The sequence below is a fragment of the Micromonospora sp. BS32 genome, assembly GCF_059089345.1.
The window spans coordinates 1-22994 of sequence record NZ_JBSSHR010000027.1 but is presented as its reverse complement, the minus strand read 5'-3'; the positions used below and the strand labels follow the sequence as shown (position 1 = coordinate 22994).

Sequence of the window (22994 nt, the reverse complement as noted above, 5' to 3'; positions counted from 1 at the left end):
CCCGTTGAGGGCGGTCCGAAACGTACGGGTGGGGTGAGATCGGTCGGCGTGTCGGGAACGGGCGCCTGGGGTGCGAGGACCCGTTCGCGTTGCTTGTCCGGTGGCTTGCGCTGGGCGGCCTTGCTCCAGCGCATCGTCCGGTCGGCTCTGTGCGGTGACCATGAACGTTGGTGGTGTTGAATGACACGCCGTGCGGCCTGTCGGCGGGGCAGTGTCGCGGCGGTCAGGTTGCGGCGGTCGCAGATCCTGTATGCGGGCGGCGGCTGCGAGATAAGGAAGGTCAGCAGCTGCTCAGAATCACCCGCCGGGGGGACACCCACGCGCACGACGGGATGCAGCGAGAGTTGCACGTCCGGTTCAGGAGGGCGGGCCGAAGAAACGGACCGGACGAAAGCCGGGCATGACGCTTCGGCCCGACTCCACTGCGGACTGCTGACCCGGCGTGACGTGTGGCTCGCTCGCGAGGTCCGCTGGCACGTTGCCGCCAAGGCCGGCGACTCGGCAAGGTGCTCCGGTGGAAGTTCGACACCGAGGACGAGGCCCGGCAGATGGTGCGGCGCCTCGTCCGGGCCGACGGCGGCCAGTGGCGCGAGCAGAGCGGTGAGGCGGCCACGCAACCACCGAGGTGAGGCCGCCGACTCAACCGACCGTCAGCGCACGACCGCACCAACGACCGTGACTGCTGACTCGTTATGCCAGCTCCGCTCTAGAAGCGATGGCGGGGCCGGGCTCGCCGGGCGCCGCCGTCCTGCCAGTGTGCGCAAGGCATTAGCCAGCGGTTTTGGCGATGATGCGTTCCATCTCCTCTCGACCGAAGCCCCGCAGGGTCGTGGTACGGACGTTGCCCGCCCCGCCGAGCTGCAGGAGCGCCGCACTGGCGGTTTCGTCGTCGGGCGCCTCGACAACGGCCACGAGGTCGTAGGGACCGGCGGTCCAGTAAATGTTCAGGAGATTCGCCCCGAGATTCCGGGTCGCTACGGCGAACGCCTCGGCGCGCTTCGCGGTGTCCTTGTAGCCTCGGATCCCCTGATCGGTCCAGTTCAGCAACGCGATATAGGTCGGCATGGTCCTCCACCTCTACGAAGAGACCTCATCGTAAGGTTAATTCTGGGCACAATGGCCGGAATCTGCATCAAGTGCGCACCAGAACGAGTGAGGCGAGCGGTGCGGCGGCGGTCTTTGCTCGGGACGCCGCTCGCCCCTGGGTAGGAGTCGGGCCGGTGGCAGGCACAGCCAGGGCGTAGCGATCTCGTCGAACGCGGCTAACCCGTGTTTCGTAAGGGGGCGTGCTGGGCGGTGAGGAAGACTCGGTGCCATACTGCATCGACGTACGGCTCTGGGATCCGCCATGGCGGGGTTGGTAGAGATTCCGCTAGCTGAGACTCGAATCCCACCGGCAACCCTCTGGCCAGGGCTTCCTGTGACCTCTTCGGCGGACTCGAAGAGGTCACAGGAGCGCCTAGACTTGTGTGAGCTCCAAGGTCTTGGCGATCGTCATCGGCGTTTGCGTTTGCGTTTCAGGATGGTAGGCGAGCCGGAGTCGGAGTTGCCGGTAGACCTCGGCCTTGTCGGCGGGGTCGGCGTCGCGGAGCACGGTGGCGATGTCGCCGAGTGCCGTCACAAGGGTCGTGATTTCTGCTCCGGTCAGCCTGCGCGGGGGCGGCCTGCTTGTGCATGTAGGTCGGCTTCGGCGCAGGCCCGTTCGGCTTGGGTCTGGGCGGTCCAGGCGGTGACCACCGGGGGGTCTGCCCCGGCGTCGAGGGCGGCGCGATAGCGCTCCAGCTTGGCGTCGCATATTGCGATGATCGTTTGGACTGCCGGGGTCAGTTTTCAGGCGGAGCCGACAGATCATGCCTGCCGGGTCTGACACGCCTGGCCCGCTGGACAAGATCAGGGCTCCTCCGTCCCAGTTTGACGCGCGCCTCGGTAGGGAAATTTCGCGGACACCTCAATGAAGGAGGCTGTATGGAGACGTCCGCTAGCGTCGGGCGCAGTTATCGACAGCCGACACGTCCATGCGTGGCGGTGCCTGCTGCAGCGCCAACCGCGAGGGGGCGAGCCTAATGGCTCGCGTCGGTCGCTACGGGATCCCAGGGTTCGTGTGGTTCCTGATCTGGCTTGTCGTCTGCATCTTGATCGTCATCCTGTTGGCCCTGCTCATTCACCACTTCGGAGGCGCCTCTCTTTCGCTCAAGCTGGGCCACTTTTACCTGAACATCGGGGTCACCTGACCTGCCAGATCGTCGACGCTCCGGCGCCGGTACCGCACCCGGTTTATTAGCCGTCACCTTCGGTGACGGCTAACGCGGCTTGAAGTGCCATGCTGTATGGCCGTACGGCTCGGGGATCCGCCGTGGCGGAGTCGGTAGGGATTCCGGCAGCTGAGACTCGGGTCCGCGGGCAACCCTCTGACCAGGGCTTCCTGCCCGGTGACCTCTTCGGCGGGCTCGAAGAGGTCACCGGAGCACCTAGACTTGTGTGAGCTTCAAGGTCTTGGCGATGGTCATCGGCGGTGAGGCAATGGTTCGTGTCGCCCCTCGGACACCAATATGGTGGAGTTTCACCGAAGACGAATCCCTTTGGCGTTCGCCGGGCTGATCTCCCTCCGTTGCATATCGTGCGCCGCTGACTACCGCGAGTGTCGTCAACCTGTGGCCATGCCCGCACGGCCGGCGGCTCGATGGCGGTTGTCACCGCCATGACACCAACTCACCGATCCGGTGGCGAGCGGCTCATCGGCGCGCTCGTCCTCACCGCGCTGCCCGGCCGACCACGGCCCCCGCCCCGCGCCGATGCCTGCCCTGCCCGCCCCTCACCTCCCGGCTGGCGTCTCACCGGTCGACCTGCTGCTCGGCATGGCCCGTCCCGACCCCTCCGGCCGGCTGACGGAACGCCACCTTCTGCGGGCGCTGCGCTGGGGACCTGGTCACCGCCTCGACCTCGACGTGCAGGCGGGTGGACTGCTCCTCACCTCAGCGGCCGCCGGCCCGCATCGTGTCGGTCCACGGGGCGAGCTGCACCTACCCGGCGGCGCCCGCCGGATGTGCGGGATCGACCCTGGCCAGCCGTTACTGCTCGCCGCCATGGTCGCCCATGACCTCCTCATGATCCATCCGGCCAGCATCGTGGCACGACTGCTCACCGAACTCCACCAGAGTTGAGGGGAGGCAACCATGCCAGCCGGATCGTCGCGGCGGCCGGCCTGGCCAGGGCGGCGCGTCCGCGGTCGGTGAGCTGGAGTTGGCCGCCGGCGAGTTCGGCCAGTCCGCCGGCCTGCAGAAGTAGCGGCCACGCGAACGCCGCGATCGGCTCGCCGGGGTAGAAGTCGCCGCCATCGAGCACCTCGGCGATTGCGGCGACGGTCGCAGCGGCCGGGCGGCGGGTCGTTTCGCTGCACCGCAATCGACCGGCCGCCACGAGGTGCAGCACGGCGTGGAGGTTGGCTTGGGCCTGCGCAGCGGTCGGCCGGACGGTCTCAGACGTCGAGACCTGCCCGTTCGAGGCGTTCGAGCAGGCTGGGCTTACGCGCGTGCACCGCCCGAAGCTCGGCCAGCCGTTGCTGGAAGAGTGTGGTGTTGCCGTCGCGTTCGCCGAGGTCGCGCAGGTCGACGAGGAGCTGTACGGCGGTGTCGTACTCGCGCGGCTTCTTCGTGGCGATGAGCTCGCTCACCTGCTGCCAGGCGTTCGGCTGGTCAACGGCGAGGGCGTCGAGGTGCCGCTGCCGGGCGGCCGCCGCGGACCGTTCCCGGCGGGCCCGGTCGTGTTCGCGCTGCTCGGCGTCGCGGCGCTCCCGCTCGGCGCGGAGGTGTGCGGCGGTGGCGAGCAGTTCCCCGGCGGTGCGTGGGACCTTCGTGGTGGACGCGTCCGTCGGATGCGCGTCGCGGTACCGGCGCAGCAGTTGGCTGCGAAGGTGACCGTCGCTGTCCGTGATCAGGTCAGTCAGGATGGCGTCTTTGTCTCGGGTGGGCAGTTGGAGGACCCAGGTGCGCAGTTGCGCGGCGGTCGGTTCGTCGGCTGCGGTCTGTGTCGATCCGGCCGCCGCGGCCGTGAGCAGATCACGGTCCATGCACAGGAACTCGGCGACCGCGGTGAGGGGCGCGTCGAGCGTGCCCAGCCCGGCCGGGACGGGCGGCTCGGGCTCGTCGTCGTCGAGCTCTAGGGACTGCACGCAGCGCAGCCAGCCCAGGTACAGCAGGCGCAGGTCGCCGGCGGCGAGGCCGGCCCGGACCGGGATGATCGAGGCGAGCAGGCCGTGACCGTCGAGGTCCCACTCATCGGTACCGTCCTCGTCCTCCCGGTTGAGGCGGACGATGACGTGCCTGCCAGCGATCCAGGCGAACGCACTGTCACCCGCACAGTAGTCCGCGACGGTGGCGGGGTCGAGCACGCGCTTCGGCAACCGCAGCATGAGCTGGCGGGTGCCCCAGTTCGCGAGGTACAGGTGCGCGTCGAAGTACCGCTCCATCAGCTTGCGCGGGTCACCCTTGAAGTCGCCCCATTGGTAGGTGTTGACGAAGCTGGTGGCGGTGATGTCGGCCCGGGTGGACAGCGAACGCAGTTCGGCCTGCTCTCGGGTGGTGAGGGGCCGGTCGACGGCGGTGAACTCGTAGTACTGGTACTCGCTCACCGTGGCTTCCGCCCCGCCCAGTGCCGGTAGGCGTCGATCCAGTCGGCGCCGTCCGGTGCAGGTGTGGGCAGCGGCAGGTCGAGCAGGTCGATCTTCTGCCGGTGGCGGCCCCGGGCGCAGACCGCGACGATGCTATCGGCGGTGAGGTCGACCTTTTGCATGGTTACCTCCATGCCGAGGACGGTGGTGGTGAACGGCACCGCCAGATGCTCTTCGAGCATGGTGAACAGGCCGGTGAGCTGTTCGTCGTCGCCGTACGCGTCGACGGTGGCCTCTTCGATCATCGCCTCGAGCGCCGCATTCCGCTTCGATGCCATCGGCGCAGGATAGCGGACCCGTCCCGGGGTGTTCGGAGCCCGATACCCGAGGATGGTTCGGTGGGTTCGGTAGACGAGTTCGAGGGTCTTCGCCGGGAGGTGAAGCGGTTACGGGCGGAGAACGCCCGGCTGTCACGGCTGCTGGAACTGCGCGGTCAGGACACGGCTCCGGCGCCGGAGCAGCTGTCCGCGCCGGTCGCTGCGCCGGGTTTGGTCACGATGGCCTCGCCGGTGGCGGACAAGCTGGCGCTGTTCGCCGACCGGTTCCGGGCCCGCGTCGACGTGTACGCGGTGCGCTGGGAGAACACCCGCACCAGCGCTGCCGGGTGGATGCCGGCCGTTGCCGGCGGGTGGCGTAAGGGCATGGACCGGCGCGGCGCTACTTACCTGCCGCGTACGCTTGAGGTCGTCGCCGCTCATCTCGTCGGCGACGTGTTCATGGGGCTGTACCCGCTGCTGCCCGGCAACACATGCCACTTCGTGGTCGCCGACTTCGACGGCCCGACGGCGATGCTCGATGCCCTGGCCTACGTCAAGGCGGCGCGGGCCAGCGCTGTGCCGGCGGCATTGGAGATCTCCCAGTCCGATCGCGGCGCCCACGTGTGGATCTTCTTCGCCGGCGTGGTCCCGGCGGCGGTGGCGCGGGCCGTCGGCACCGCACTGCTGCACGAGGCGATGGTGCTGCGCGGGTCGATGGACCTGCGGTCGTACGACCGGCTGTTCCCCAACCAGGACGTCCTTCCCGAGGGCGGCTTCGGCAACCTCATCGCCGCGCCGCTGCAGGGCCGACGCCGCAGGGACGGGCTGACGACGTTCCTCGATCTCGGCACGCTTGAGCCGTACGAGGACCAGTGGGCGTTCCTGTCGACGCTGGACCGGCTCAGCCCCAGCGACGCGGAACGCATCGCCCGGCAGGGGAAACGTGCCACCACCGGCACGGACGTCGCCTCGATGAGCCGGTCCGACGCGACCTCAGTAAACCCTGCGCTGCCACCGGTGGTGCACGCGGAAGCCGGTGCCGGGCTGAGCCTCGACGCCGCGCAGCTCACCCCGGCCGCGCTGGCGACGCTCAAGCACGCCGCCGCCATGGCCAACCCGAAGTTCTACGAACTGCAGCGACTGCGCAAGTCCACCTGGGACACCCCACGATTCATCCGCGGCTACGACCTCACCCTCGACGATCGTCTGGTACTGCCGCGCGGTCTGCGCCACACGATCGCTGCGATCGTCGAACAGGCCGGATCGAGGCTGGCCGTCACCGACGGGCGAAACCCGGGCCGCGAAATCGGCGCTTCGTTCACCGCCGAACTCACCATCAAGCAGAGCACCGCAGTCAATGCACTCCTCGCCCACGACGACGGGGTGCTCGTCGCCCCGCCCGGTTCCGGCAAGACCGTCATGGCCTGCGCTGTGATCGCCGAGCGCGGCACCTCAACTCTGGTGCTCGTCGACCGCAAAGCATTGAGCCCTTTTCATCGTGACGGTGCAGGTCACGGCAGGTGGAAACCTGCCGCGCCAGTGCCGCGGCGCCCGCCGCGTCGGCTGCGAAAATCGCTGTCCGGTTGTGGGAGCACACTGGTAGAAAGCCGGAGTGCACAAGATTCTCACGTTCTCTGATCATCTACGGCTCATTGACGAACGGTCGACCGCCTTCCGCGCTGCGGTCGCGGCGGCGCCCAGCCTCGACGTGCCGGTTCTGACCAGCGATCCGCATGCCTCTCCCGAGCGGACGCTCTTCGATCTCGTGCAACACGTCGGCATGGCCCGCCGCAAATCAGCCGCCATCGTCGCCGCAGGGCCCGCAGACGCTCCCCCAGAGAAGTCCGCCTGGGAGGACGGTGCCGGTGCTCCCCGGGAGCGCGAGGCTCTCCTGACCTGGTGGACCGAGTCCATCGAGCAACTGACGAGCACGCTGCGCGAGGCCGGCCCGGATCGCGGTTGTTGGACATGGTGGGATGACTCGCCGTCACCACAAACCTCCGGCGCATGGGCGCGACGCCAAGTTCCCGAGATCGCGGTGTACAACTACGACGTCCAGCTCACCGTGGGTGCCCCGCAGCCGCTACCAGACGAGGTCGCCCTCGACGGTTTCGACGACTGCCAGTTCACCCTCTGCGCAACGACGGTCGCCTGGCCACACCAACCCGCCGTCGTCGATTACCACGCCACCGAGGGCCGCTCCTGGCGCCTCCGGCTGTCCCGCGACGGGGCACGGGTCGCCCGCCTCGGCGAGCCCGCTGCCGGCGAGGCCCCGGACACGGCCGACGCCTCCGCCCGGGGCACGGCCAGTGACCTAGTCCTGTTCTTCTACGGCCGCATACCGTTGGATTCCCTGAAGCTCGAAGGCGACCGTCGCATCTTCGATCAGCTCGCAGCCTGGGACCCGTCCGTGTAACAACGATCCCTTTTATCCTGCGTAGGCCGGGCTCTCGACGTGGTGCAGAACCAGGATCGCCTGCAGGATCGCGGTGGCGCGGTGTGGGCAACAGCGCAGTTTCGTCAGAACTTTCCAGGTCTTGAGGGTGGCGTTGGCGCGTTCACCGATGGCCCGGATCCGGGCGTGAGCGCGGTTGACCTTCTTCTGCCAGCGCGGCAGGTTCGGCCGGTAGCGGTGGCGTTTGAACGGTGTGCGGATGCTGCCGTGGGCGCCTTGGTATGCCTTATCGGCAAAGGTCATCACGTTGGCGCTGTTCAGGGCGTCGATGATGCCGTGAGCGCGGGCCGCGGTCAGGTCATGGACCGAGCCGGGCAGGGCAGCTGAGGCCCAGACCAGCCGGCCTGCCGGGTCGGCGACGACCTGTACGTTCAGGCCGTGACGGCGGTGTTTTCCCGAGTAGTAGGGCTTCTGGTTGGCAACTCGGTCGATCGGGATCAGAGTTCCGTCGAGGATCGCGTAGGCCAGCCGGCGGATCCGGTCCATCGCGGCGTTCAGGTCGTCTGCGGTGGCAGCAAGCAGGTCGACAGCTTCCCGGACGTACCGCCAAGCCGTCGTGAAACCGATCTCGAATCCGCAGGCCAGGCGGGTCACGGTGTCACCGTTGCGCAGGTGGGCGAGCGCGAGCAGTGCCTGCCGGCCGGGATCAAGGCGCCGCCATCGGGATCTGCGCTGTTCACGGTGGCGGCGGATGAGACCCGCGAGGTGGTTCAGGCTGCGGGCGGACAACGGAATTGCGGCAGGGTAAGACAGCACACAAGGCTCCCGGTTGGGGCATCTGATCTTGGTCGATTGCTGTCTTACCGGGAGCCTCGTCCTATCCCGACACCTGGGGTCTCCACTTGGCCGTGACCTGCACCGTCACGATGAAAAAGGCTCATTGGCTGACCAGTGGCGGGCACGCCTCGAACAATTCCTCGGCATCCGGCCCGGCCAACTCGGCGGCGGCCGGCGCAAGCTCACCGGCACAGTGGACATCGCACTGCTGCCCTCCCTGGCCAGACGCGACGACATCACCACACTTACCCAGGGATACGGGCACGTCATCATCGACGAGTGCCACCACCTCGCGGCCGCGGCGTACGAGCACTCGGTCAAACGAATCGCCGCGCAGTTCTGGCTCGGACTCACCGCCACGCCCGTCCGGCGTGACGGGCTCGGCCAGCTCGTCACCTGGCAGCTCGGCCCGATCCGGCACACCATGACCGACGAGGAGCAGGGCACCATCGCGGCCGCGATGGCGGTTGATGCCGGACCACGACGACTGCTGCACGTCCACGACACCACGTTTCGTGCCGGCGACGTGGACCTGAACGAACCGGGCGCACTCGCCGAGATCCACCGATGCCTGGCCCTCGACCAGACGCGCAACACCCAGATCGCCGACGATGTCGCCGCAGCCCTCACGCGCGGGCGCAACTGTCTCGTCCTCACCCGGCGGGTCGCCCACGTCGACGCCCTTACCGCGATGCTCGCGGCGCGCGGACGTCAGGCGCTCGTACTCCAAGGAGCGATGAGCACCACCGACCGGCGAACCGCCGTCGACCGACTTGGCGAAGCCAAGGCCGGTGATGGCCTCCTTGTCATCGGCACCACACCGTTCATCGGCGAAGGCTTCGACGCCCCAGCGCTCGACACCCTCTTCCTCGCCGGCCCGATCTCGTACGACGGGCTGCTCATCCAGTGCGCCGGGCGCGTGATCCGGACGGCACCCGGCAAGGACGTCGCCGAGGTCCACGACTACCACGAACCGGCCACCCCCATCCTCGCCGCCTCACTCCAACGCCGCATGCCCGGATACCGAGCACTCGGCTTCTCCAAGGCGTGAGCGCACCGGACCCCCTCGACCTCACCATCACCCTCCACCGCGCGCCCCTACTGCGCGACGTAGGCCCGGGCGCCGACAGGCCGGTCTGCAACCGCCACGCAGGCCGTTACCGCAGCCAAGGCCTGTAGTATCAGCGCATGCGTACTCAGAGTGCGCATCGATGCGGACCCCAAAGATCGGTGACGCGTGCATGTTCGGAGCCCGCGTTCAGCTGCCACCCGCGATCACTCTCGGCGATCTCGCACAAGATGTTTCCCGCCTGTACGGCCTCGTCAGCGACTTGGCCAAAGTCGTCCCACCCGCGCCGCCGCAGTCGGCGTCGACGGACGCGTGTGCCGTTGTGGGGCTGATGGTTCCGCTGTTCGGCGGAGCGCGCGGGGCCGATCTTCAGCAGCAGGAAACAGTGTGACAGGGTGGCGCTGGCGGGTATCAGAGGAACGTGGACATGGACATGGAGCAGTGGCAGGCGTTGGCAGACCGCCACCGGCAGTATGATGACGACCCCCGCCGGTGTCGAGACTGCCAGGCCTACTGGCCGTGCTCGTACCGCCTCCGCGCGGACGGCCAGCTGCTCAGGACAGTCCGCGCGGCTGCTACGGGGACGCAGAGCCCGTTCGTCATGGCGTAACCCTGCTGGCTGAGGCCTACCGATGTAACGAGCGACCGGGACGGTCGCGCCTCTACCGATGTGAAGTCCAGCCCGGGTCAAGGGCACCAAAGTGCCTGACCTTTCCGCCATCGCGCGCGAGCGCGCAGCACTAGCGACTATTGCCGACACGATCATCGCAGCGTCGGTCGGCAAAGGCCTGAGAGTGGCCGTGGCCTGCCCTAACTCCCACCTCGCCGTGATCGATCACCTGGCGCAAGCGCTGCACGCCCGCGGCCGCCCCTGCCGATGCCTGCCCCCGAAGCCGAACCCGGTAGGCGCAAGCGACCCGCCCCCGGATCGGCAAGAGAACAACTCGACCGTTGTCGTGATTACGTCCGGATCGACCAAGGAGACCGACCGTGGGGTGCAGCGCGTGAATATCACCGTAGCTGCCGCCGTCTCCACGCCACGCAATGGCGACCTCAGCCACCAGAAGGCAGGGGAGCCGCACCCTGCGGCGGTCGCTGTACCGGACATCGTTCTCGCCTACGACGATCCGGACGGACCCCTGATCCGCTACATGGCGCCCCACCTGTCGACAGGCGACCGGCTGTAGGCCCCCCACGGTCCGGCAAGATTCCTGGACGTCCGGCCCGGGCACCACCTGGCCCTTTGCGTGGCTACTCGGATCGTCGGCGCCATCGGCCACGGATTCCGCCGGGGGTGCGTGGCCGCCGTAGTCGACCAGTGTCTATGGCTGTCATCGCCAGAGGGGCGCCATAGCACCTTGACGGGGCGTTCGGTTGCTCGTCGTTTGCGGCGGTCACGACGTGTCAGCGCGCGATGGAGAGGACCGCCTTGCCGTCGACGACGTGTACGGTTCCACGGATGTCGAAGGTGACGGTTTCCTGCCAGGAGGTGCCGGCGCCCGAGGAGCGGACGACGGTCGCGGCGGCAACGCCCTGGGCGGGACTCGCCACCGACACCGTACCGTCCGCGACCACCGTAAAACTCAGCTCTGGATACCGCGTGATGGTCCAGGACACGATCTTCACCGGTACGCTGCTGCTCGCGACGAAGGGGCATCCCGAGGGTGCGAGCTCGTTACGGCGCGCGCATTCGTCCACGTGGGACTGCACCTGCTGCTCGATGTCCTCGCGCACGCTCTCGCGAACCTCGACCGGCGAAGGGGAGAGACTCGCGCCCCCGGCGAACGCGATCACCGGCTGCGCCCGGTAGAGCGGATGCTCCGAGAGGGTGACTCGGTAGGCGCCCGGGAAGGCGACGAGGCTCCGTGCGGTCGCCACCGGCAGAGTAGTGCCGGCGACGACCAGCCGGCCGGTCACCGCAGAGTCCAACCGGAGTTCGAGCAGGCCGTCCGTGATCCGCCACGAACGCAACCCTCGTATGCCCCGTTCGCTCATAAGCGGCAAGGTGATGTTGATGCGCGGGCCGCCGAAGTCGTAGCTGACTTCCACGGTCGCGCTGGCGCCGGTCCAGTTCCTGCGCTCGATGCTCACGTTGCGCGGTGAGGTGTAGCCGGGGCTGCGCAGCGTGCTGATCGTCAGCAACGAAAGGTCCGCCCGATCATCGACCCCGGCGATGGGCCCCGGCTGCCGACCCCGGAGCCGTCGGCGAGCAGCCCGCGCGCCTTGTTCGCGTCCCGGTCGGCCAGCGCGTCGAAGTACGTGCGTACCGCCGCTTCCGGTCCGATGAACCGGGGCACCAGCCGCACCGTCGCCGCACAGAGGAGCACGAACCCGACGATCGTGGTGATCAGCACGGTGGGCCAGATCCGCCGGGTGCCCGTCGGTGTCCTGAGTCCGCGTCCGTCGCGGACCGGGGCTGGTGCCGGGCGTTGCGGGACCGAACTGGGCCGGGCTGGGCCGCAACGCGGGCAGGACGCCAAGACGAGCGCGGATCCGCAGAAGGTGCAGTACCGGTGTGGCTGTGGCTGCTTCACCCGAACTCCTTGTCTGGACCTGCTGCCCTGCCGGGATGGGTCGCGGTCAGTCGGTGGGCACGAACACGAGCTTTCCGTCGGTGACGCGGACGGACCCGGACACTGAGAACGTCGTGCTGTAGGCGAACTCCGGCGAAACCGGCAAGCTGTTCCGTCCCGTCACGTCGGCCACCCCGGCGTCACCGACGGCCAGCGCCTCCGTACCGCTCGTCATATGCAGTCGCACAGTCGGGTAGTGGGTGATCGTCCAGCTGACACTCGTTACGGGCCAGTCGCTGCGGCCGCCGAACGGGCAGCCGGGCGGCACGAGTTCGCGGCTCTTGGCGCAGGTGTCGAGGTACGCCCGCACCTGCGGCTCGATGGCCTCACGAGCGGTGGGTCGTAGGCGCACCAGGAGGCGCTCGGTTTCGGCGGACCCCGCCCGCACGGTGATGGGCGGGGCGTCCCGCAACGGGTTTCCCATCGGCATGATCCGGTATGCGCCCGGAAACACCTCGAGCCGCTGCCGGGTCGCCGGTACCGCAGTGCCGGAGACCAGGAACGTGTCCCACCCGGCCTCGTTCCGCGGCAACGCCATCGGCAGGAGCCCGTCCTGGATCTTCCAGCCGGTGAAGTCGTCGTCGCGGGTCAGGGTGAGCTCGAGCTGACTCTTCCCCTGGTTGATGCGGTAGTCGACCTTCACCGTGCTGGTGTCGGTGGCCGGGAACAACACCTGGACCTCCACCTCGTCGGGTGGGGTGTATCCGGGGTCGTTAAGCACGTGGTCGGTCAGCATCGGCGGGTCGGCCGATTTGTGCGCGTCCGGAGCGAGGAACGCCAGGGCCTTGTCGGCGTCCCGCTCGGCGAGCGCCTCGAAGTAGGCGCGGGCGACGTCGTCGGGGCCGTCCGGAAACCACCGTGGGCTCAGCAACGGGACCGCGGCCGCGACGAGGACGACGACGGCCACGCCGATCAGGACCAGCGGCCGGAGCCGGCGGAGCCGTGACAGTCGGCCGGCCGGACCGTCGGCGGGCTGGTGTCCTGGCTGTCCGGCCCCACACCGGTAGCAGTATCTCGGGCTGCCCGGCACCGGCGCACCGCAGTACGGGCAATACCGAGCGGGCGGTGCATCTGTCATCGGGACCCCTCGCTGATCGGGGTGGACAAGACGGTTACCGCTCGTGCGGCTGGCGGATGCTTGCGCTTCATGCCGGAACGAACAGGACCCTGTCGCCCACGGCACGCCCAACCCCGTGGAGGCTGAACGACGGGCCCGCCTGATAAAGGACTTCGCCACCTGCGGTCGTCGCTGTCGCCTCGCCGACCCCGCTGACGACCTGCGCGTCCCCGGTAGAGCCGAGCGTGATCTCAACCGACGGATACTGGGTGATCCGCCAGGTGACGCGTGTCTCGAGATTAGAGCTGTAGGCCGAGAAGGGGCACCCCTTCGGCCACAGTTCCGTGCTCGCGGCACACCTGTCCAGGTACGCCCGGACCTGGGTCTCGATCGACTCGCGCGCGCTGTCCCGCATCCGTGTGCGGATATAGCCCGCCTCCCGGGCGCCCGCGCGCACCCTGACCGTGGCCGTCACCTCCCGGATCGGATGGTCGGGCAGTGAGACGAGGTAGGAACCCTCGAACACCGCTGCCTGGAAACGGGCCGGCGCTCGGGTGCCCGCGATGACGAGCGCCTCGAACCCGTATTCACCGGAGGGCGGCTCCAGCCCGGGCAGATAGTTGATGCTCCACGGGCGCCGCTCGCCGCCGCGCCCGTCACGGATCAGCATGAGCCCCGTCTTCTGCCGCTTGCCGTCGAGTTCGTACTCCCCGGCCATCTCGGCGACGTCACCGCGTACGTCCACCAGCGTGATCCGGAGGTCCCGGGGCGGGTGGTATCCACGGTCGCGGAGGGCTGCTCCGCTGGTCAGCATCGCCGGTGCCCTATTCGCGACGTCCGTGGAGAGCAGGGATCGGGCCCGGTCGGCATCACGGTCGGCGAGCGCGTCGAAGTAGGCGACGACGGTGTCGCGGGGCGACATGGGGGACGTCTGCCAATGGAATGTGACCGCCGCGACCAGGGCGACGCCGGCCGCGAGGGCCGCGATGATGCGCCACCGGCGCCGCCGGCCGGGCCCATCGCGGAAGAGCCGGCCCGCTCCGGCGGTTTCCTCGCCGAACGGGGGCTCCTGCTGAGACAGGCCGCACTCGCCGCAGTAGGCCGCGTCCGCCGGGACGAGTTCGCGGCAGCGCGCGCACCGGGGGCCGTACTGGGGCGGACGTCCCGGCGGCCGTGCTGGTTGCGGCGGGCAGACCGGGACGGGCGGGGCGACCGGCGCAGTCGTCCAACCGGGTGGGGCGACGGGGGCGCCCACGCTCGGCATCCGCACCGTTTCAGGGCCGCTGTCGGCCGGCACAGCAGGCGGCGCGATCCCGACGACGGACGCGGGTGCGGCCGGTGAGGGCGGGGGCGCGGCAAGTGTGGGCAGGTGTGGGACGGGGGCGGGCGCACCCTGCGGGAACGGCATGGCCGCTAGCTGCTCCCGTCGCTCGACGGCTCGCCGGACGAGCTTCACGGTGATGCCGATCAGGAGCCCACCGAGGGCCCCCAGCAGGCCACCCAGCAGGGCGCCGTTCGTCCGCGGCGACGAACTCTCCGCGTCGGCCTCCGTCCGGCCGAACGCTGCCGCATGCTTAATGGGAGTCGCGGTGCCGTTGCTCACCCGGACCGCCGTGCCGACCACCGGCCCGGCATCCACCGCCATCGCGGCAGCACCGGCCCGGTGCGAGATGACACCCTCGGTCGCGACGGCGCGATCGGCCGGCGCGGCATGTGCCGGGGCCGCCCCGAGGCTGGTCAGCAGCACCAACTGGCCGAGCAGCCCGAGGCGAGCCAGCCACGGGCGCGCCGAGCGGTAGGACAGCACGGCTCACCAACTCCCTGAGCGACAGGCGTCGCAGCCTATGGGAATCCGGCAAGCGACGCTGTCCCGGCTGGGCCGCGCTGTCGGGCAGGGCAACCGCCACGCCGAAGAGCCGCGATGGCCGCATCGAAGCAATTCGCGCCGAGCCCGGGATCGGGGGAGCAAGCTGGGAGCAACAGGGTGCACTGAACGGCCCTCAACCGCACCGAACGGCACTCAATGGCGCGCAACTGCACCCACCCCTGCCTGCGTCTTCTCGTTTCCGCAGGTCACAGTCGGTGCAGCGTCCTGCTTCACACCGAAGAGGTCACTTGGCTCGCAGTTAGTCGAGATGCTTGCGCGCGACCCGCCATGGCTTCTCGAACTCCTCAACCGTGATCTCCTCCAGCGGCGGCTCGATGCCAGTACTGGGCTGGGGGAGCGGTGCCTCCGGCACGATCCCGTACTGCCTCTCGTAACGGCCCAGCGCCTCCATACCGCCGGAATCTCGCGCTGCGAGGACCTCCGCGAGTGACGCCGCCGCCAGGATGGTCCCGTCCGCGCCGCGTACCTCGACGTGCCGTACCGCCCACCTGTCGGCGTCCAGCTCGTCGTAGCTCCAGCGATCTTCTTCCAGGGAGTACCAGCGGACGTAATTGAGCACATCGCCATTATTCGGTGGCTGACGACAGCAACGGTGACAGCAACGAGCCGGGATGAGGGCAGCGGCCGGCGGACTCGCGGGGACAGTCGGCCGAGGTCGCGGATGCGTACGGACCCTGCCGGACGAGGCGCTCAGAGCTTGTAAACGAGGCGTTCGGGCTCCCCGAGCAGCCAAGCAGGCACCCAAACCGGCGAGCAAGAGCGGACAGTCCCGGACCTGGACCTCAGGGCCGCAGCGCGCGTAGGAACGCTATGGCTGCAGTGCGGCGGGTAGGCGTCCTGGCCGCTGTCAGGGCAGTCATGTGCGCGTCGAGGCGCTCGCGCTCGTCGTTGGTCAGCGCGGCGGCGATGGCTTCGCCATACGTCGGGACCAGGGGGTTGGGGGCGACCCGCTTGAGCGCGTCCCAGTCGCTGATCGGCTCGGCGGGTACGTCGAGCTGGGCGCGGTAGTCCAGCTCCAACGCCTCGAAGCCCGACGTCTCTGCCCAGGCGATGAGGTCGCGCTCGTCGAAGTCGACCATCGGCTGCTCGGCCGCTTCTGTGCGTTCCCGGTACACGTTGCGGACCTTGGCGATCAGGTCGTCGACCGGGGAGCCGCCCAAGCCGAACAGTTCGTCGGGGCGGTGCTGCAGCAGGAAGCGGTTGATGGGCTCGAAGAGGGAGAGCCTTCCGCCTGGCCGCAGCACTCGGAAGAACTCTGCGAACGCGGTGGCTTTTCGGTCGGAGTAGATGAGCACTGACCGGGTGGTGACGACGTCGACGGAGGCATCCGCAACGCGGGCAAGGTCCTCGGCCGGCGACTGTACGAAGCTGCACCGCTCATCGCCGTCGGCGATCCGCCGGCACTGGTCGAGCAGGTCCTGCGACACGTCGCTGAAGATGACACGGCCGTCCGGGCCGAGACGGTCGAGCGCACCAAACCCAATTAAGCCGGTTCCGCATCCGACATCGAGGAGGACGTCATCGGGTTTCAGATCGGCTCGGTCGAGGACGCCGTCGCGGAACCACGCCAGGTCTGGGGCGTGCCGGGCGCGCAGGGTGGCGCTTCCGCCGTCTCGGCGCGTCAACAGCCACTGTGCCCACCTGTCGGTCGTCATCGGGTCACGATAGTGCCGGCCGGAGCACCGCACTGGCCCGTCACACAGCGGGCCAAGATCCGGCGATCGCGTCATGTTGCTCGGCCGGTCCGGTCAATGTCGGGTTTGTGAGCCTGCGATCTATGAATGGGTGGTCGTCGAGAGTGCGGTGGCCACGCGTGACGCCTCGTGCCGACCCTGGTCTCGGGCGGCGACCACGAGCGCGGGCACGACGGATCTGTCCATCACGTTTGTCCCCTGCGCTCGTTTGGAGGCCGGATTCCGCAGCAGGAGCTCCACCCGGCGCCGGCCGCCCAGTGCGGCCCGCTGCTTCCCGATGCGCGCCTAGGGTCCGATGGCGGCGGTGCTCGGCGCGAGGGCGACCACCGGACCGTTCCCGGGAGCGAGATCGAGGTTGAGGGTCGACCGCATGCCCCCATTCATGTAGCGATGACCATCAATGGTCACCGGAGCGGCGGAGAGCGGCATGGCACAACTTGCGGCGACGGCATCCACGAGGGATACGCCGTCGTGCCTTGTGATGATGCGGATGATGCCCGACTCCGCGTCGACGACAACGATGCGGAGGTCCGCGTCCTTCCAGGTGTGGTCTGGCAACCGGGCTTCCGCCTTCCCAGACCACGAGCTCCCCGTCGAGCATCACGCCCGGCGCCACCGCCCGACCGACGGCCTCGAGGACGTTCGGGAAGTAGGCACCCAGGCTACGGCCGGCCCGGGACTGCAAATAGACCCCGTCATGCTGCCGAAATGCGAGGGCCCGCCACCCGTCCCACTTGGGCTCGTAGGACAGGCCCTGCCCTTCCGGCACCGTCTCGACGGCTTTTGCCAGCATCGGTGCGACCGGTGGCCGCACCATCCCACCCGTGGCGGCGGCGCCGGCACGCCGGTGGCCAGGGCTCACCGCGAGGCACGCCTTCGACGAACCCGAACCGCCCTCACCCCCCGAGCGGCCCATACGCCCCCAGATCCCATTCCACCAGCGCCCCACCACGCCCTCCACCCGAAGATCGTACAAGCGTTCGAATCCCGGTGTCAGGTGAGCTGGCGGCGAGGTCAGCAACCGACGCCGCGCCATCTGATTTGAGGGTGCCCGCCGGTGGACTGCCCCTGATCTCGGATGTCCATCAAAGCGGGTCAGGCGCAGGCAGCCTCTGGATCAGGGCCAGGTGACCATGGCGGTGGTCGAAGGGGCCATCGCGGTGAGACCGATCGATGGCATCCAGAACCCGTCATCGTTCCTGGCCGCGACTGCTAGGTCTGCTGGTGTCGCGTCTCGCCGCCTGGTTGCTTGCCGAGTGCCGGATTTACTGACCGTGACGGTTACAGCATCGACTCAACGACTGGGCGTGATCTAGGTACGGCTCGTCAGATCAGGTACCGTCCCCTGTTACACCGTTTTTGTACCAACCTTGGCTGCCCGTCATACGGGGGCCGAACCGGAGGGACACAGCCGTGAGGTTCCATAGCGCAGTCCGCAAGGCTGGCCTCGTCGTGGCGATCGCCGCCCTCGCGGTGAGCGCGGGATGCGCCAAGAAGGACGAGAGCGAGGTCCAGGCGAACGGGGTCAAGCTCATCGAGAAGGGCAAGCTGACCGTCTGCACCCACCTGCCGTACGCGCCGTTCCAGTCCAAGGATGCCAGCGGCAAGGTGGTCGGGTTCGACGTCGACGTAATGGACCTGGTCGCCAAGGAACTGGGCGTCGAGCAGACGATCGTCGACACCCCGTTCGAGGGGATCAAGTCCGGCCAGGATCTGAACACGGGCAAGTGCGACGCGGCCGCGGCCGGCATGACGATTACCGAGGAGCGGCAGAAGGTGATGAACTTCTCCGATCCGTACTTCGACGCGACCCAGGCGATGTTGGTCAAGACCGGCAAACCGTACAAGTCGCTCGACGACCTCAAGGGCAAGAAGCTCGGCGTCCAGGCGGCGACCACGGGCCGTGACTATGCCCGGAAGTTCGAGAAGGAGAAGGGTCTGCAACTCGTCGAGTTCGAGGATCTCGCCGCCCTGCAGCAGGCCCTCGCCAACGGCCAGGTGGAGGCCGCCGTCAACGACCTGCCGGTCTGGACCGAGTACATCAAGGAGCACTCGGGCGGGTTCGAGGTCGCGGCCGAGTTCGACACCGGCGAGCAGTACGGGTTCTCGGTGAAGAAGGACGGCAACCCGGAACTGCTCAAGAAGATCAACGAGGCGCTGACCAAGGCCAAGCAGGACGGCACCTACGACAAGATCTATGAGAAGTGGATCGGCAAGCTGCCGAACGCCTGATCGAAGCTCGTGGCGAGAGGGCGCGCGCTGAGCGCGCCCTCCGCGTACGCAACCTCCCCGTAGCCAAGGAGCGTCTCGAACCGTGAAGCTGCGACGCCGCCAACGAGAGCGGCTGTCCCTCTGGCTCCAGTACCTGGCCTTCATCGCCATCATCGCCGTGGTGATCTTTGCCGCGGACTGGGGCCGGCTGAGAGAGGCCTTCTTCCGGGTCGACATCATCGAGTCGATGTTCCCGACGATCATCACCGTCGCGCTGCGCAACACGATCCTCTACACGCTGGGTGCGTTCGCCTTCGGCCTCGTGTTCGGCACCGTCCTCGCGCTGATGCGGCTTTCCCGGGTGGCTCCGTACCGCTGGGTGGCGACGGCGTACATCGAGCTGTTCCGGGGTCTGCCTGCGCTGCTGGTGCTCTTCCTCGTCGGGTACGGCATTCCCATCGCCTTCCCCGAGCGGGAGATTCCGGGCGGCGTGTTCGGTTCGATCGCGATCGGTCTCGGGTTGACCGCTGCGGCGTACATGGCCGAGACCATCCGGGCCGGCATCCAGGCCGTGCCGAAGGGTCAGATGGAGGCGGCGCGCACCCTCGGCATGTCGCACTTCACCGCGATGCGCACCATCGTCATCCCGCAGGCGTTCCGGATCGTGATCCCGCCGCTGACGAACGAACTCATCCTGCTCACCAAGGACTCGTCGCTCGCCTACGTTCTCGGCGTGACGGCGCAGACCATCGAGGTCACCAAGTTCGGTCGGGACACGCTGAACGACCGGGTGAACGCCACACCGCTGCTGGTGGCCGGCCTCACCTACCTGGCGATCACCCTGCCCCTCTCCCAGGTGGTACGACGCCTCGAACTCCGCTACGCCAAGGCTCGGTGACCCATATGACGACCACCCCACTCCGGCCCGCCGTCGAGATCCGCGACCTGCACAAGTCCTTCGGGCCGCTCGAAGTGCTCAAGGGCATCGACTTTGAGGTCGGCCACGGCGAGGTGGTCTGCGTCATCGGGCCGTCCGGGTCCGGCAAATCGACGCTGCTGCGGTGCGTCAACCTGCTGGAGGAGCCGACCGCCGGCAAAATCTGGGTGAACGGGATCGAGATGACCGACCCGGATGTCGAGATCGATTCGGTACGCCGAGGCATCGGCATGGTGTTCCAGTCGTTCAACCTCTTCCCGCACCTGACCGTGCTGAACAACCTCACCATCGCCCAGCGCCGGGTGCTCCGGCGCGGCCGCGCCGAGGCCGAGCGGATCGCGCGGGAGAACCTGGAGCGGGTGGGCCTGACCGACAAGGCCGACGCCTTCCCGGCGCAGCTCTCCGGCGGGCAGCAGCAGCGGGCGGCGATCGCCCGATCGCTGTCGATGGAGCCCAAGCTGATGCTCTTCGACGAGCCGACCTCCGCGCTCGATCCGGAACTGGTCGGCGACGTGCTCACCGTCATGCGCCAGTTGGCTGAGGACGGCATGACGATGATGGTGGTCACCCACGAGATGGCGTTCGCCCGGGACGTCGCCGACCGGGTCGTGTTCATGGACGGCGGCGTGGTGGTCGAGCAGGGGCCGCCGCAGGAGGTGCTCGGCGCGCCGCGGCACGAACGGACCCGCTCGTTCCTCTCTCGGATCCTCGACCCGACGCAGGTCGCGCAGCTTGGTCAGCCCGACCAGTCCCCCGAGGCACCAGAGCCACCCCGCCTGCCGGCGGACGACCGCCACAACCTGTGACAGCCGCTCATCGTTACTTTTGTGCACACCGGTGCAAGTGCGTGGCCAGGTCGTCGTCGATGAGGTGTCGCAGTCCGCTCAACCCGTCGTAGGTACGCCGACTTACCGGGGGTGGATGAGGCACATCCGCCGGACGCGTCTCGGTCCATCGTGGCCAACGCGTGGGGCACCTCGGCGAGGCCGATGGTGCGGGTGATCAGCTCGGCGGAACGCAGTACGCCGGCGGTGACCAGCCGGAGCAGCTCCATGTCCACCTGAGCGCCATCTAGGACCAGCGTCAGCTGATAGCTGACCCGAATCTGGACCACCTGCATGTCGCGATAGGGCAGCAGCCAACGGTCTTCCGACTCGGCCAGGCCGTCCGTCCGTTCACGGGCGAGACACTGCCAGGCGTCGTCTTCGGCGGCTGTACAGCCATCCGTACAGCCAAGCCGGCCGACGGGCACGGCTGGACAAGCGACAGCGGCCGACAAGCCGAGCAGGTCAGCGGCGGTAGTCGACGCCGGCCGACAGCGGTCTTGATCTTTGTAGGGCAGAGGTTAGGTGGTCGAGCCCTCTGGCTCGACCAGCATGAACACCGGGATGGCTTCCCGTGAGTCAAAACCACGCCGCTGGCGCGGTCGCCTTCGTCGAGCCTTGACTGTGTGGGGAGCCTGGGCAGGGACGAGCTTGCCCAACCGAGGAGATCCCGTCAGATCGGCGAGGTATGCGACGCTCTTGACGTGCGTGGTGTCTTCGTCTTCCCGTCCATCGAGCAGGCCGCGGTCGTTGCTCTGCTTGACCAGCTGTCCCCCGGTCAGAGACACCCGTGGTTGGTGGGCGGGTGCCTGGACCTGGAGCTGACGACCGAGGATTACTACCTGTACCGGGACTGGGCGCCGGAGGCCGTACAGGGTCTGAGCCGGGCCTGCGGCCAGCGACCCAGTTGGGCGCTTCAGATCGATGTCTCGGGGCGAGTTGACGGGTCAGCGGAGGTCCGCCGTGTGACCTTGGCGCTGCTCGCTAAGGCGGCATCGCAATCGACGACTACTCCGACCATCCGTGGACCGCAGACGAGATCGCGAACGACGTCGCGGTGGACGGCCTGCACTTCTTCGACTTCAGGACCCACTACGAACGGACCAAGCTCACTCAGTAGTCGGCCGTGGCTCTCGCTCGCGCCGGGAGGCGGGGCCGTCCACGGGCCACCAGGTGGTGGCACTAGTCCGCAAGAGGTCCACGGATGGCGGGGGAGTGGTGTGAGATGTCGAGAGGTGTTTCCCCTGCTAGACGCCTCGTCGGCGCACGCAATTTGATCTCGTACTGCGTAGGTCGACGGTTCGATTCCGTCAGGCGGCTCGGTACAGAAGCCCAGGTCAACGACCTGGGCTTCGCCGTTTCCCGAGGTCCACCACGCCGCCGTCTGTGGTGCCGGTCCGCAAATTGTCCGCATCTCGCGCCGCGAACGCCTCGGCCGCCGCCACGCCGACCGCGGCGACCGCGGCGACCGCGGCGTCCAGCCGGTTGGCGACCGCGTCCAGGTCGTCACCGAACAGACCCGCGTACATGTCCAGCGTCATCGACGCCGAGGCGTGCCCCAGCATCCGCCGCACCGCCTTGACGTTGACACCCGACGCCACGGCCAGACTGGCTGCCGTGTGCCGGAGGTCGTGCGGAGTCAGCCCGGCTAACCCGACCGAGGCCGCCGCCGGCGACGAGATTGAAGACGAACACCGCGTCGCCGTGGACGTAGCTCCTGGCACTTACCTGCTCCGCACTGCCTACGTCGAGCCCGAGGAGGGGACAGCACTAGTGCTGGTTCAACTGGTCGAGCAGACGCTGGCAGCTTGACGGCGGGATCGGCGGGTACTGCTACGGGTGGTCGACAGGCTTGCCGTCGCGGCGGTAGAGACGGGTCAGCACACCGGCGTTGCGAGCTGCGACGGCGTTGATCAGCTCGGCTCCCCAGATGCACAGAGTGGCCTCCCACGGGTGCCCGAACGTGCCGAAGCGCAGGTCTCGGCTGGCGAAGATGTAGTAGTCGCCGTTCGGGAAGACCTCGGCGGGCCACATGTCCGTGCGCAAATCAGGATCAACGCGATGCGGCCAGCAGCGGTACGCCGGATGCTGCCAGTCCAGGACGTACACCCAATCGTCGTCGGCCACGCAATCCCGCAGAGCGCCCATGACCAGCCGGTTGAGCCCGTCTTCATCGACCGCGAAGCGCCACAGCCCTGACCGCCAACGCTCATGGAAGTCGTGTCGGCTGAGGGCGAGGTCCCAGGTCAGCGACGGGACAGGCTCGATAATTGCGGGCCATTCCGAGGCGTCCATGCTGGCCCGGAACTGGAAGGGCTCGTCGAAGCCGTCCCAGACCTGGTCGTACTCAGCCTTGTTGAGATGTTGCCAGCCGGTCACCGGTGTCGTCACCGCTAGATCATCTCCATGTCGGCCGCGACGGTCGAGTCACATACCTGCTGCCGGCAGGCCGAGAGCCTTGGGTCTGCTGCACCGATAGGTGACAGTTTCAGTCACGCGGCCTGACTGGCCGGTGGGGTCATGATGGTCTCGTACTCGATAGGGGTCAACCGGGACAGAGAGTGTTGTCGTCGGCGGCGGTGGTAG

General features: G+C 68.2%; 26 protein-coding genes and 1 pseudogene. 11 read left to right on the top strand and 16 right to left on the bottom strand.

The window, feature by feature from the left end:
* Positions 1-506: 506 nt before the first annotated feature.
* Positions 507-629: a hypothetical protein gene (locus AC5RWQ_RS27585; protein ID WP_494285555.1), complete on the top strand. Its 123-nt coding sequence runs from the start codon at positions 507-509 to the stop codon at positions 627-629.
* Positions 630-768: 139 nt separating this feature from the next.
* Here the strand turns inward: AC5RWQ_RS27585 and AC5RWQ_RS27580 are convergent, their stop codons facing one another.
* Together AC5RWQ_RS27580 and AC5RWQ_RS27575 are read right to left on the bottom strand one after the other, a co-directional pair.
* Positions 769-1065 (bottom strand): GYD domain-containing protein, encoded by a 297-nt coding sequence (locus AC5RWQ_RS27580; protein WP_494285554.1) that lies wholly within the window; start codon positions 1063-1065, stop codon positions 769-771.
* A gap of 394 nt (positions 1066-1459) precedes the next feature.
* Positions 1460-1621, bottom strand: a complete 162-nt coding sequence (locus tag AC5RWQ_RS27575) for a hypothetical protein (protein WP_494285553.1) — start codon at positions 1619-1621, stop codon at positions 1460-1462.
* Positions 1622-2099: 478 nt separating this feature from the next.
* Here AC5RWQ_RS27575 and AC5RWQ_RS27570 point away from each other — a divergent pair, with 478 nt between their 5' ends.
* Entirely contained in the window at positions 2100-2231 is a 132-nt protein-coding gene (locus AC5RWQ_RS27570) for a hypothetical protein (RefSeq protein ID WP_260428364.1), read from the top strand.
* 624 nt (positions 2232-2855) lie between these two features.
* A complete protein-coding gene (locus AC5RWQ_RS27565; protein WP_494285552.1) occupies positions 2856-3161 on the top strand; it encodes a hypothetical protein in 306 nt (101 codons plus the stop codon).
* Here the strand turns inward: AC5RWQ_RS27565 and AC5RWQ_RS27560 are convergent.
* Genes AC5RWQ_RS27560 through AC5RWQ_RS27550 form a run of 3 tightly spaced genes read right to left on the bottom strand, consistent with a single transcriptional unit; the run spans position 3139 to position 4944 of the window.
* Entirely contained in the window at positions 3139-3429 is a 291-nt protein-coding gene (locus AC5RWQ_RS27560; RefSeq protein ID WP_494285551.1) for a hypothetical protein, read from the bottom strand. The genes AC5RWQ_RS27565 and AC5RWQ_RS27560 overlap by 23 nt on opposite strands.
* 46 nt (positions 3430-3475) lie before the next feature.
* Entirely contained in the window at positions 3476-4627 is a 1152-nt protein-coding gene (locus AC5RWQ_RS27555; protein ID WP_494285550.1) for a hypothetical protein, read from the bottom strand.
* Positions 4624-4944 (bottom strand): hypothetical protein, encoded by a 321-nt coding sequence (locus tag AC5RWQ_RS27550; protein ID WP_494285549.1) that lies wholly within the window; start codon positions 4942-4944, stop codon positions 4624-4626. Before AC5RWQ_RS27550 ends, AC5RWQ_RS27555 begins: the two co-directional genes overlap by 4 nt.
* Before the next feature lie 60 nt (positions 4945-5004).
* On the opposite strand from AC5RWQ_RS27550, the gene AC5RWQ_RS27545 reads away from it, so the two are divergent.
* A complete protein-coding gene (locus AC5RWQ_RS27545) occupies positions 5005-6561 on the top strand; it encodes a TOTE conflict system archaeo-eukaryotic primase domain-containing protein (RefSeq protein ID WP_494285548.1) in 1557 nt (518 codons plus the stop codon).
* Entirely contained in the window at positions 6536-7339 is an 804-nt protein-coding gene (locus tag AC5RWQ_RS27540; RefSeq protein ID WP_494285547.1) for a maleylpyruvate isomerase N-terminal domain-containing protein, read from the top strand. The genes AC5RWQ_RS27545 and AC5RWQ_RS27540 overlap by 26 nt, the downstream gene beginning before the upstream one ends.
* Positions 7340-7351: 12 nt before the next feature.
* Here the strand turns inward: AC5RWQ_RS27540 and AC5RWQ_RS27535 are convergent, their stop codons facing one another.
* A complete protein-coding gene (locus tag AC5RWQ_RS27535; protein WP_494285546.1) occupies positions 7352-8134 on the bottom strand; it encodes a transposase family protein in 783 nt (260 codons plus the stop codon).
* A gap of 13 nt (positions 8135-8147) precedes the next feature.
* On the opposite strand from AC5RWQ_RS27535, the gene AC5RWQ_RS27530 reads away from it, so the two are divergent.
* The 3 genes from AC5RWQ_RS27530 to AC5RWQ_RS27520 all read left to right on the top strand — a co-directional run bounded on the left by AC5RWQ_RS27530 (position 8148) and on the right by AC5RWQ_RS27520 (position 10411).
* Positions 8148-9206 (top strand): DEAD/DEAH box helicase, encoded by a 1059-nt coding sequence (locus AC5RWQ_RS27530; RefSeq protein ID WP_494285545.1) that lies wholly within the window; start codon positions 8148-8150, stop codon positions 9204-9206.
* Positions 9207-9366: 160 nt separating this feature from the next.
* Positions 9367-9615 carry a hypothetical protein gene (locus AC5RWQ_RS27525; protein ID WP_494285544.1) on the top strand — a complete coding sequence of 83 codons (249 nt, stop codon included), beginning with the start codon at positions 9367-9369 and terminating at the stop codon, positions 9613-9615.
* Positions 9616-9925: 310 nt separating this feature from the next.
* Complete coding sequence (locus AC5RWQ_RS27520; protein ID WP_494285543.1) at positions 9926-10411, top strand: hypothetical protein; 486 nt, start codon at positions 9926-9928, stop codon at positions 10409-10411.
* 217 nt (positions 10412-10628) lie between these two features.
* Here the strand turns inward: AC5RWQ_RS27520 and AC5RWQ_RS27515 are convergent, their stop codons facing one another.
* The 8 genes and pseudogenes from AC5RWQ_RS27515 to AC5RWQ_RS27480 form a co-directional block, all read right to left on the bottom strand.
* The gene (locus tag AC5RWQ_RS27515; RefSeq protein ID WP_494285542.1) at positions 10629-11366 is read right to left on the bottom strand and encodes a hypothetical protein; all 738 of its coding nucleotides are present in this window, start codon (positions 11364-11366) and stop codon (positions 10629-10631) included.
* Positions 11360-11578: a hypothetical protein gene (locus tag AC5RWQ_RS27510; protein WP_494285541.1), complete on the bottom strand. Its 219-nt coding sequence runs from the start codon at positions 11576-11578 to the stop codon at positions 11360-11362. The genes AC5RWQ_RS27515 and AC5RWQ_RS27510 overlap by 7 nt, the downstream gene beginning before the upstream one ends.
* 226 nt (positions 11579-11804) lie before the next feature.
* Positions 11805-12704 carry a hypothetical protein gene (locus tag AC5RWQ_RS27505; RefSeq protein ID WP_494285540.1) on the bottom strand — a complete coding sequence of 300 codons (900 nt, stop codon included), beginning with the start codon at positions 12702-12704 and terminating at the stop codon, positions 11805-11807.
* A gap of 238 nt (positions 12705-12942) precedes the next feature.
* Positions 12943-14661, bottom strand: a complete 1719-nt coding sequence (locus AC5RWQ_RS27500; protein ID WP_494285539.1) for a hypothetical protein — start codon at positions 14659-14661, stop codon at positions 12943-12945.
* Positions 14662-14980: 319 nt separating this feature from the next.
* Entirely contained in the window at positions 14981-15301 is a 321-nt protein-coding gene (locus tag AC5RWQ_RS27495) for a hypothetical protein (protein ID WP_494285538.1), read from the bottom strand.
* 223 nt (positions 15302-15524) lie between these two features.
* Entirely contained in the window at positions 15525-16397 is an 873-nt protein-coding gene (locus tag AC5RWQ_RS27490) for a class I SAM-dependent methyltransferase (RefSeq protein WP_494285537.1), read from the bottom strand.
* Between the two features lie 324 nt (positions 16398-16721).
* Entirely contained in the window at positions 16722-16994 is a 273-nt protein-coding gene (locus AC5RWQ_RS27485) for a patatin-like phospholipase family protein (protein ID WP_494285536.1), read from the bottom strand.
* 13 nt (positions 16995-17007) lie between these two features.
* Positions 17008-17229, bottom strand: a pseudogene (locus AC5RWQ_RS27480) (ATP-dependent DNA ligase); the annotation flags it as partial.
* A 620-nt stretch (positions 17230-17849) separates the two neighbouring features.
* Here AC5RWQ_RS27480 and AC5RWQ_RS27475 point away from each other — a divergent pair.
* The 3 genes from AC5RWQ_RS27475 (at position 17850) to AC5RWQ_RS27465 (ending at position 20390) form a co-directional block, all read left to right on the top strand.
* Positions 17850-18668 carry a basic amino acid ABC transporter substrate-binding protein gene (locus tag AC5RWQ_RS27475; protein ID WP_494285535.1) on the top strand — a complete coding sequence of 273 codons (819 nt, stop codon included), beginning with the start codon at positions 17850-17852 and terminating at the stop codon, positions 18666-18668.
* A gap of 82 nt (positions 18669-18750) precedes the next feature.
* Positions 18751-19545: an amino acid ABC transporter permease gene (locus AC5RWQ_RS27470; protein WP_494285534.1), complete on the top strand. Its 795-nt coding sequence runs from the start codon at positions 18751-18753 to the stop codon at positions 19543-19545.
* A 5-nt stretch (positions 19546-19550) separates the two neighbouring features.
* Positions 19551-20390, top strand: coding sequence for an amino acid ABC transporter ATP-binding protein (locus AC5RWQ_RS27465; protein ID WP_494285533.1), 840 nt, complete (start codon positions 19551-19553; stop codon positions 20388-20390).
* 1355 nt (positions 20391-21745) lie between these two features.
* On the opposite strand, the gene AC5RWQ_RS27460 is transcribed toward AC5RWQ_RS27465, so the two are convergent.
* Entirely contained in the window at positions 21746-22132 is a 387-nt protein-coding gene (locus AC5RWQ_RS27460) for a tyrosine-type recombinase/integrase (RefSeq protein WP_494285532.1), read from the bottom strand.
* A gap of 109 nt (positions 22133-22241) precedes the next feature.
* Positions 22242-22799, bottom strand: coding sequence for a DUF2716 domain-containing protein (locus AC5RWQ_RS27455; protein ID WP_494285531.1), 558 nt, complete (start codon positions 22797-22799; stop codon positions 22242-22244).
* Between the last annotated feature and the right edge of the window lie 195 nt (positions 22800-22994).

What these genes read in the sequence shown, in the direction of transcription:
- AC5RWQ_RS27490 (WP_494285537.1), bottom strand. Translation starts at nt 16,397, where the DNA reads ATGACGACCGACAGGTGGGCACAGTGGCTGTTGACGCGCCGAGACGGC.
- AC5RWQ_RS27550 (WP_494285549.1), bottom strand. Translation starts at nt 4,944, where the DNA reads ATGGCATCGAAGCGGAATGCGGCGCTCGAGGCGATGATCGAAGAGGCC.
- AC5RWQ_RS27465 (WP_494285533.1), top strand. Translation starts at nt 19,551, where the DNA reads ATGACGACCACCCCACTCCGGCCCGCCGTCGAGATCCGCGACCTGCAC.
- AC5RWQ_RS27525 (WP_494285544.1), top strand. Translation starts at nt 9,367, where the DNA reads ATGCGGACCCCAAAGATCGGTGACGCGTGCATGTTCGGAGCCCGCGTT.
- AC5RWQ_RS27580 (WP_494285554.1), bottom strand. Translation starts at nt 1,065, where the DNA reads ATGCCGACCTATATCGCGTTGCTGAACTGGACCGATCAGGGGATCCGA.
- AC5RWQ_RS27565 (WP_494285552.1), top strand. Translation starts at nt 2,856, where the DNA reads ATGGCCCGTCCCGACCCCTCCGGCCGGCTGACGGAACGCCACCTTCTG.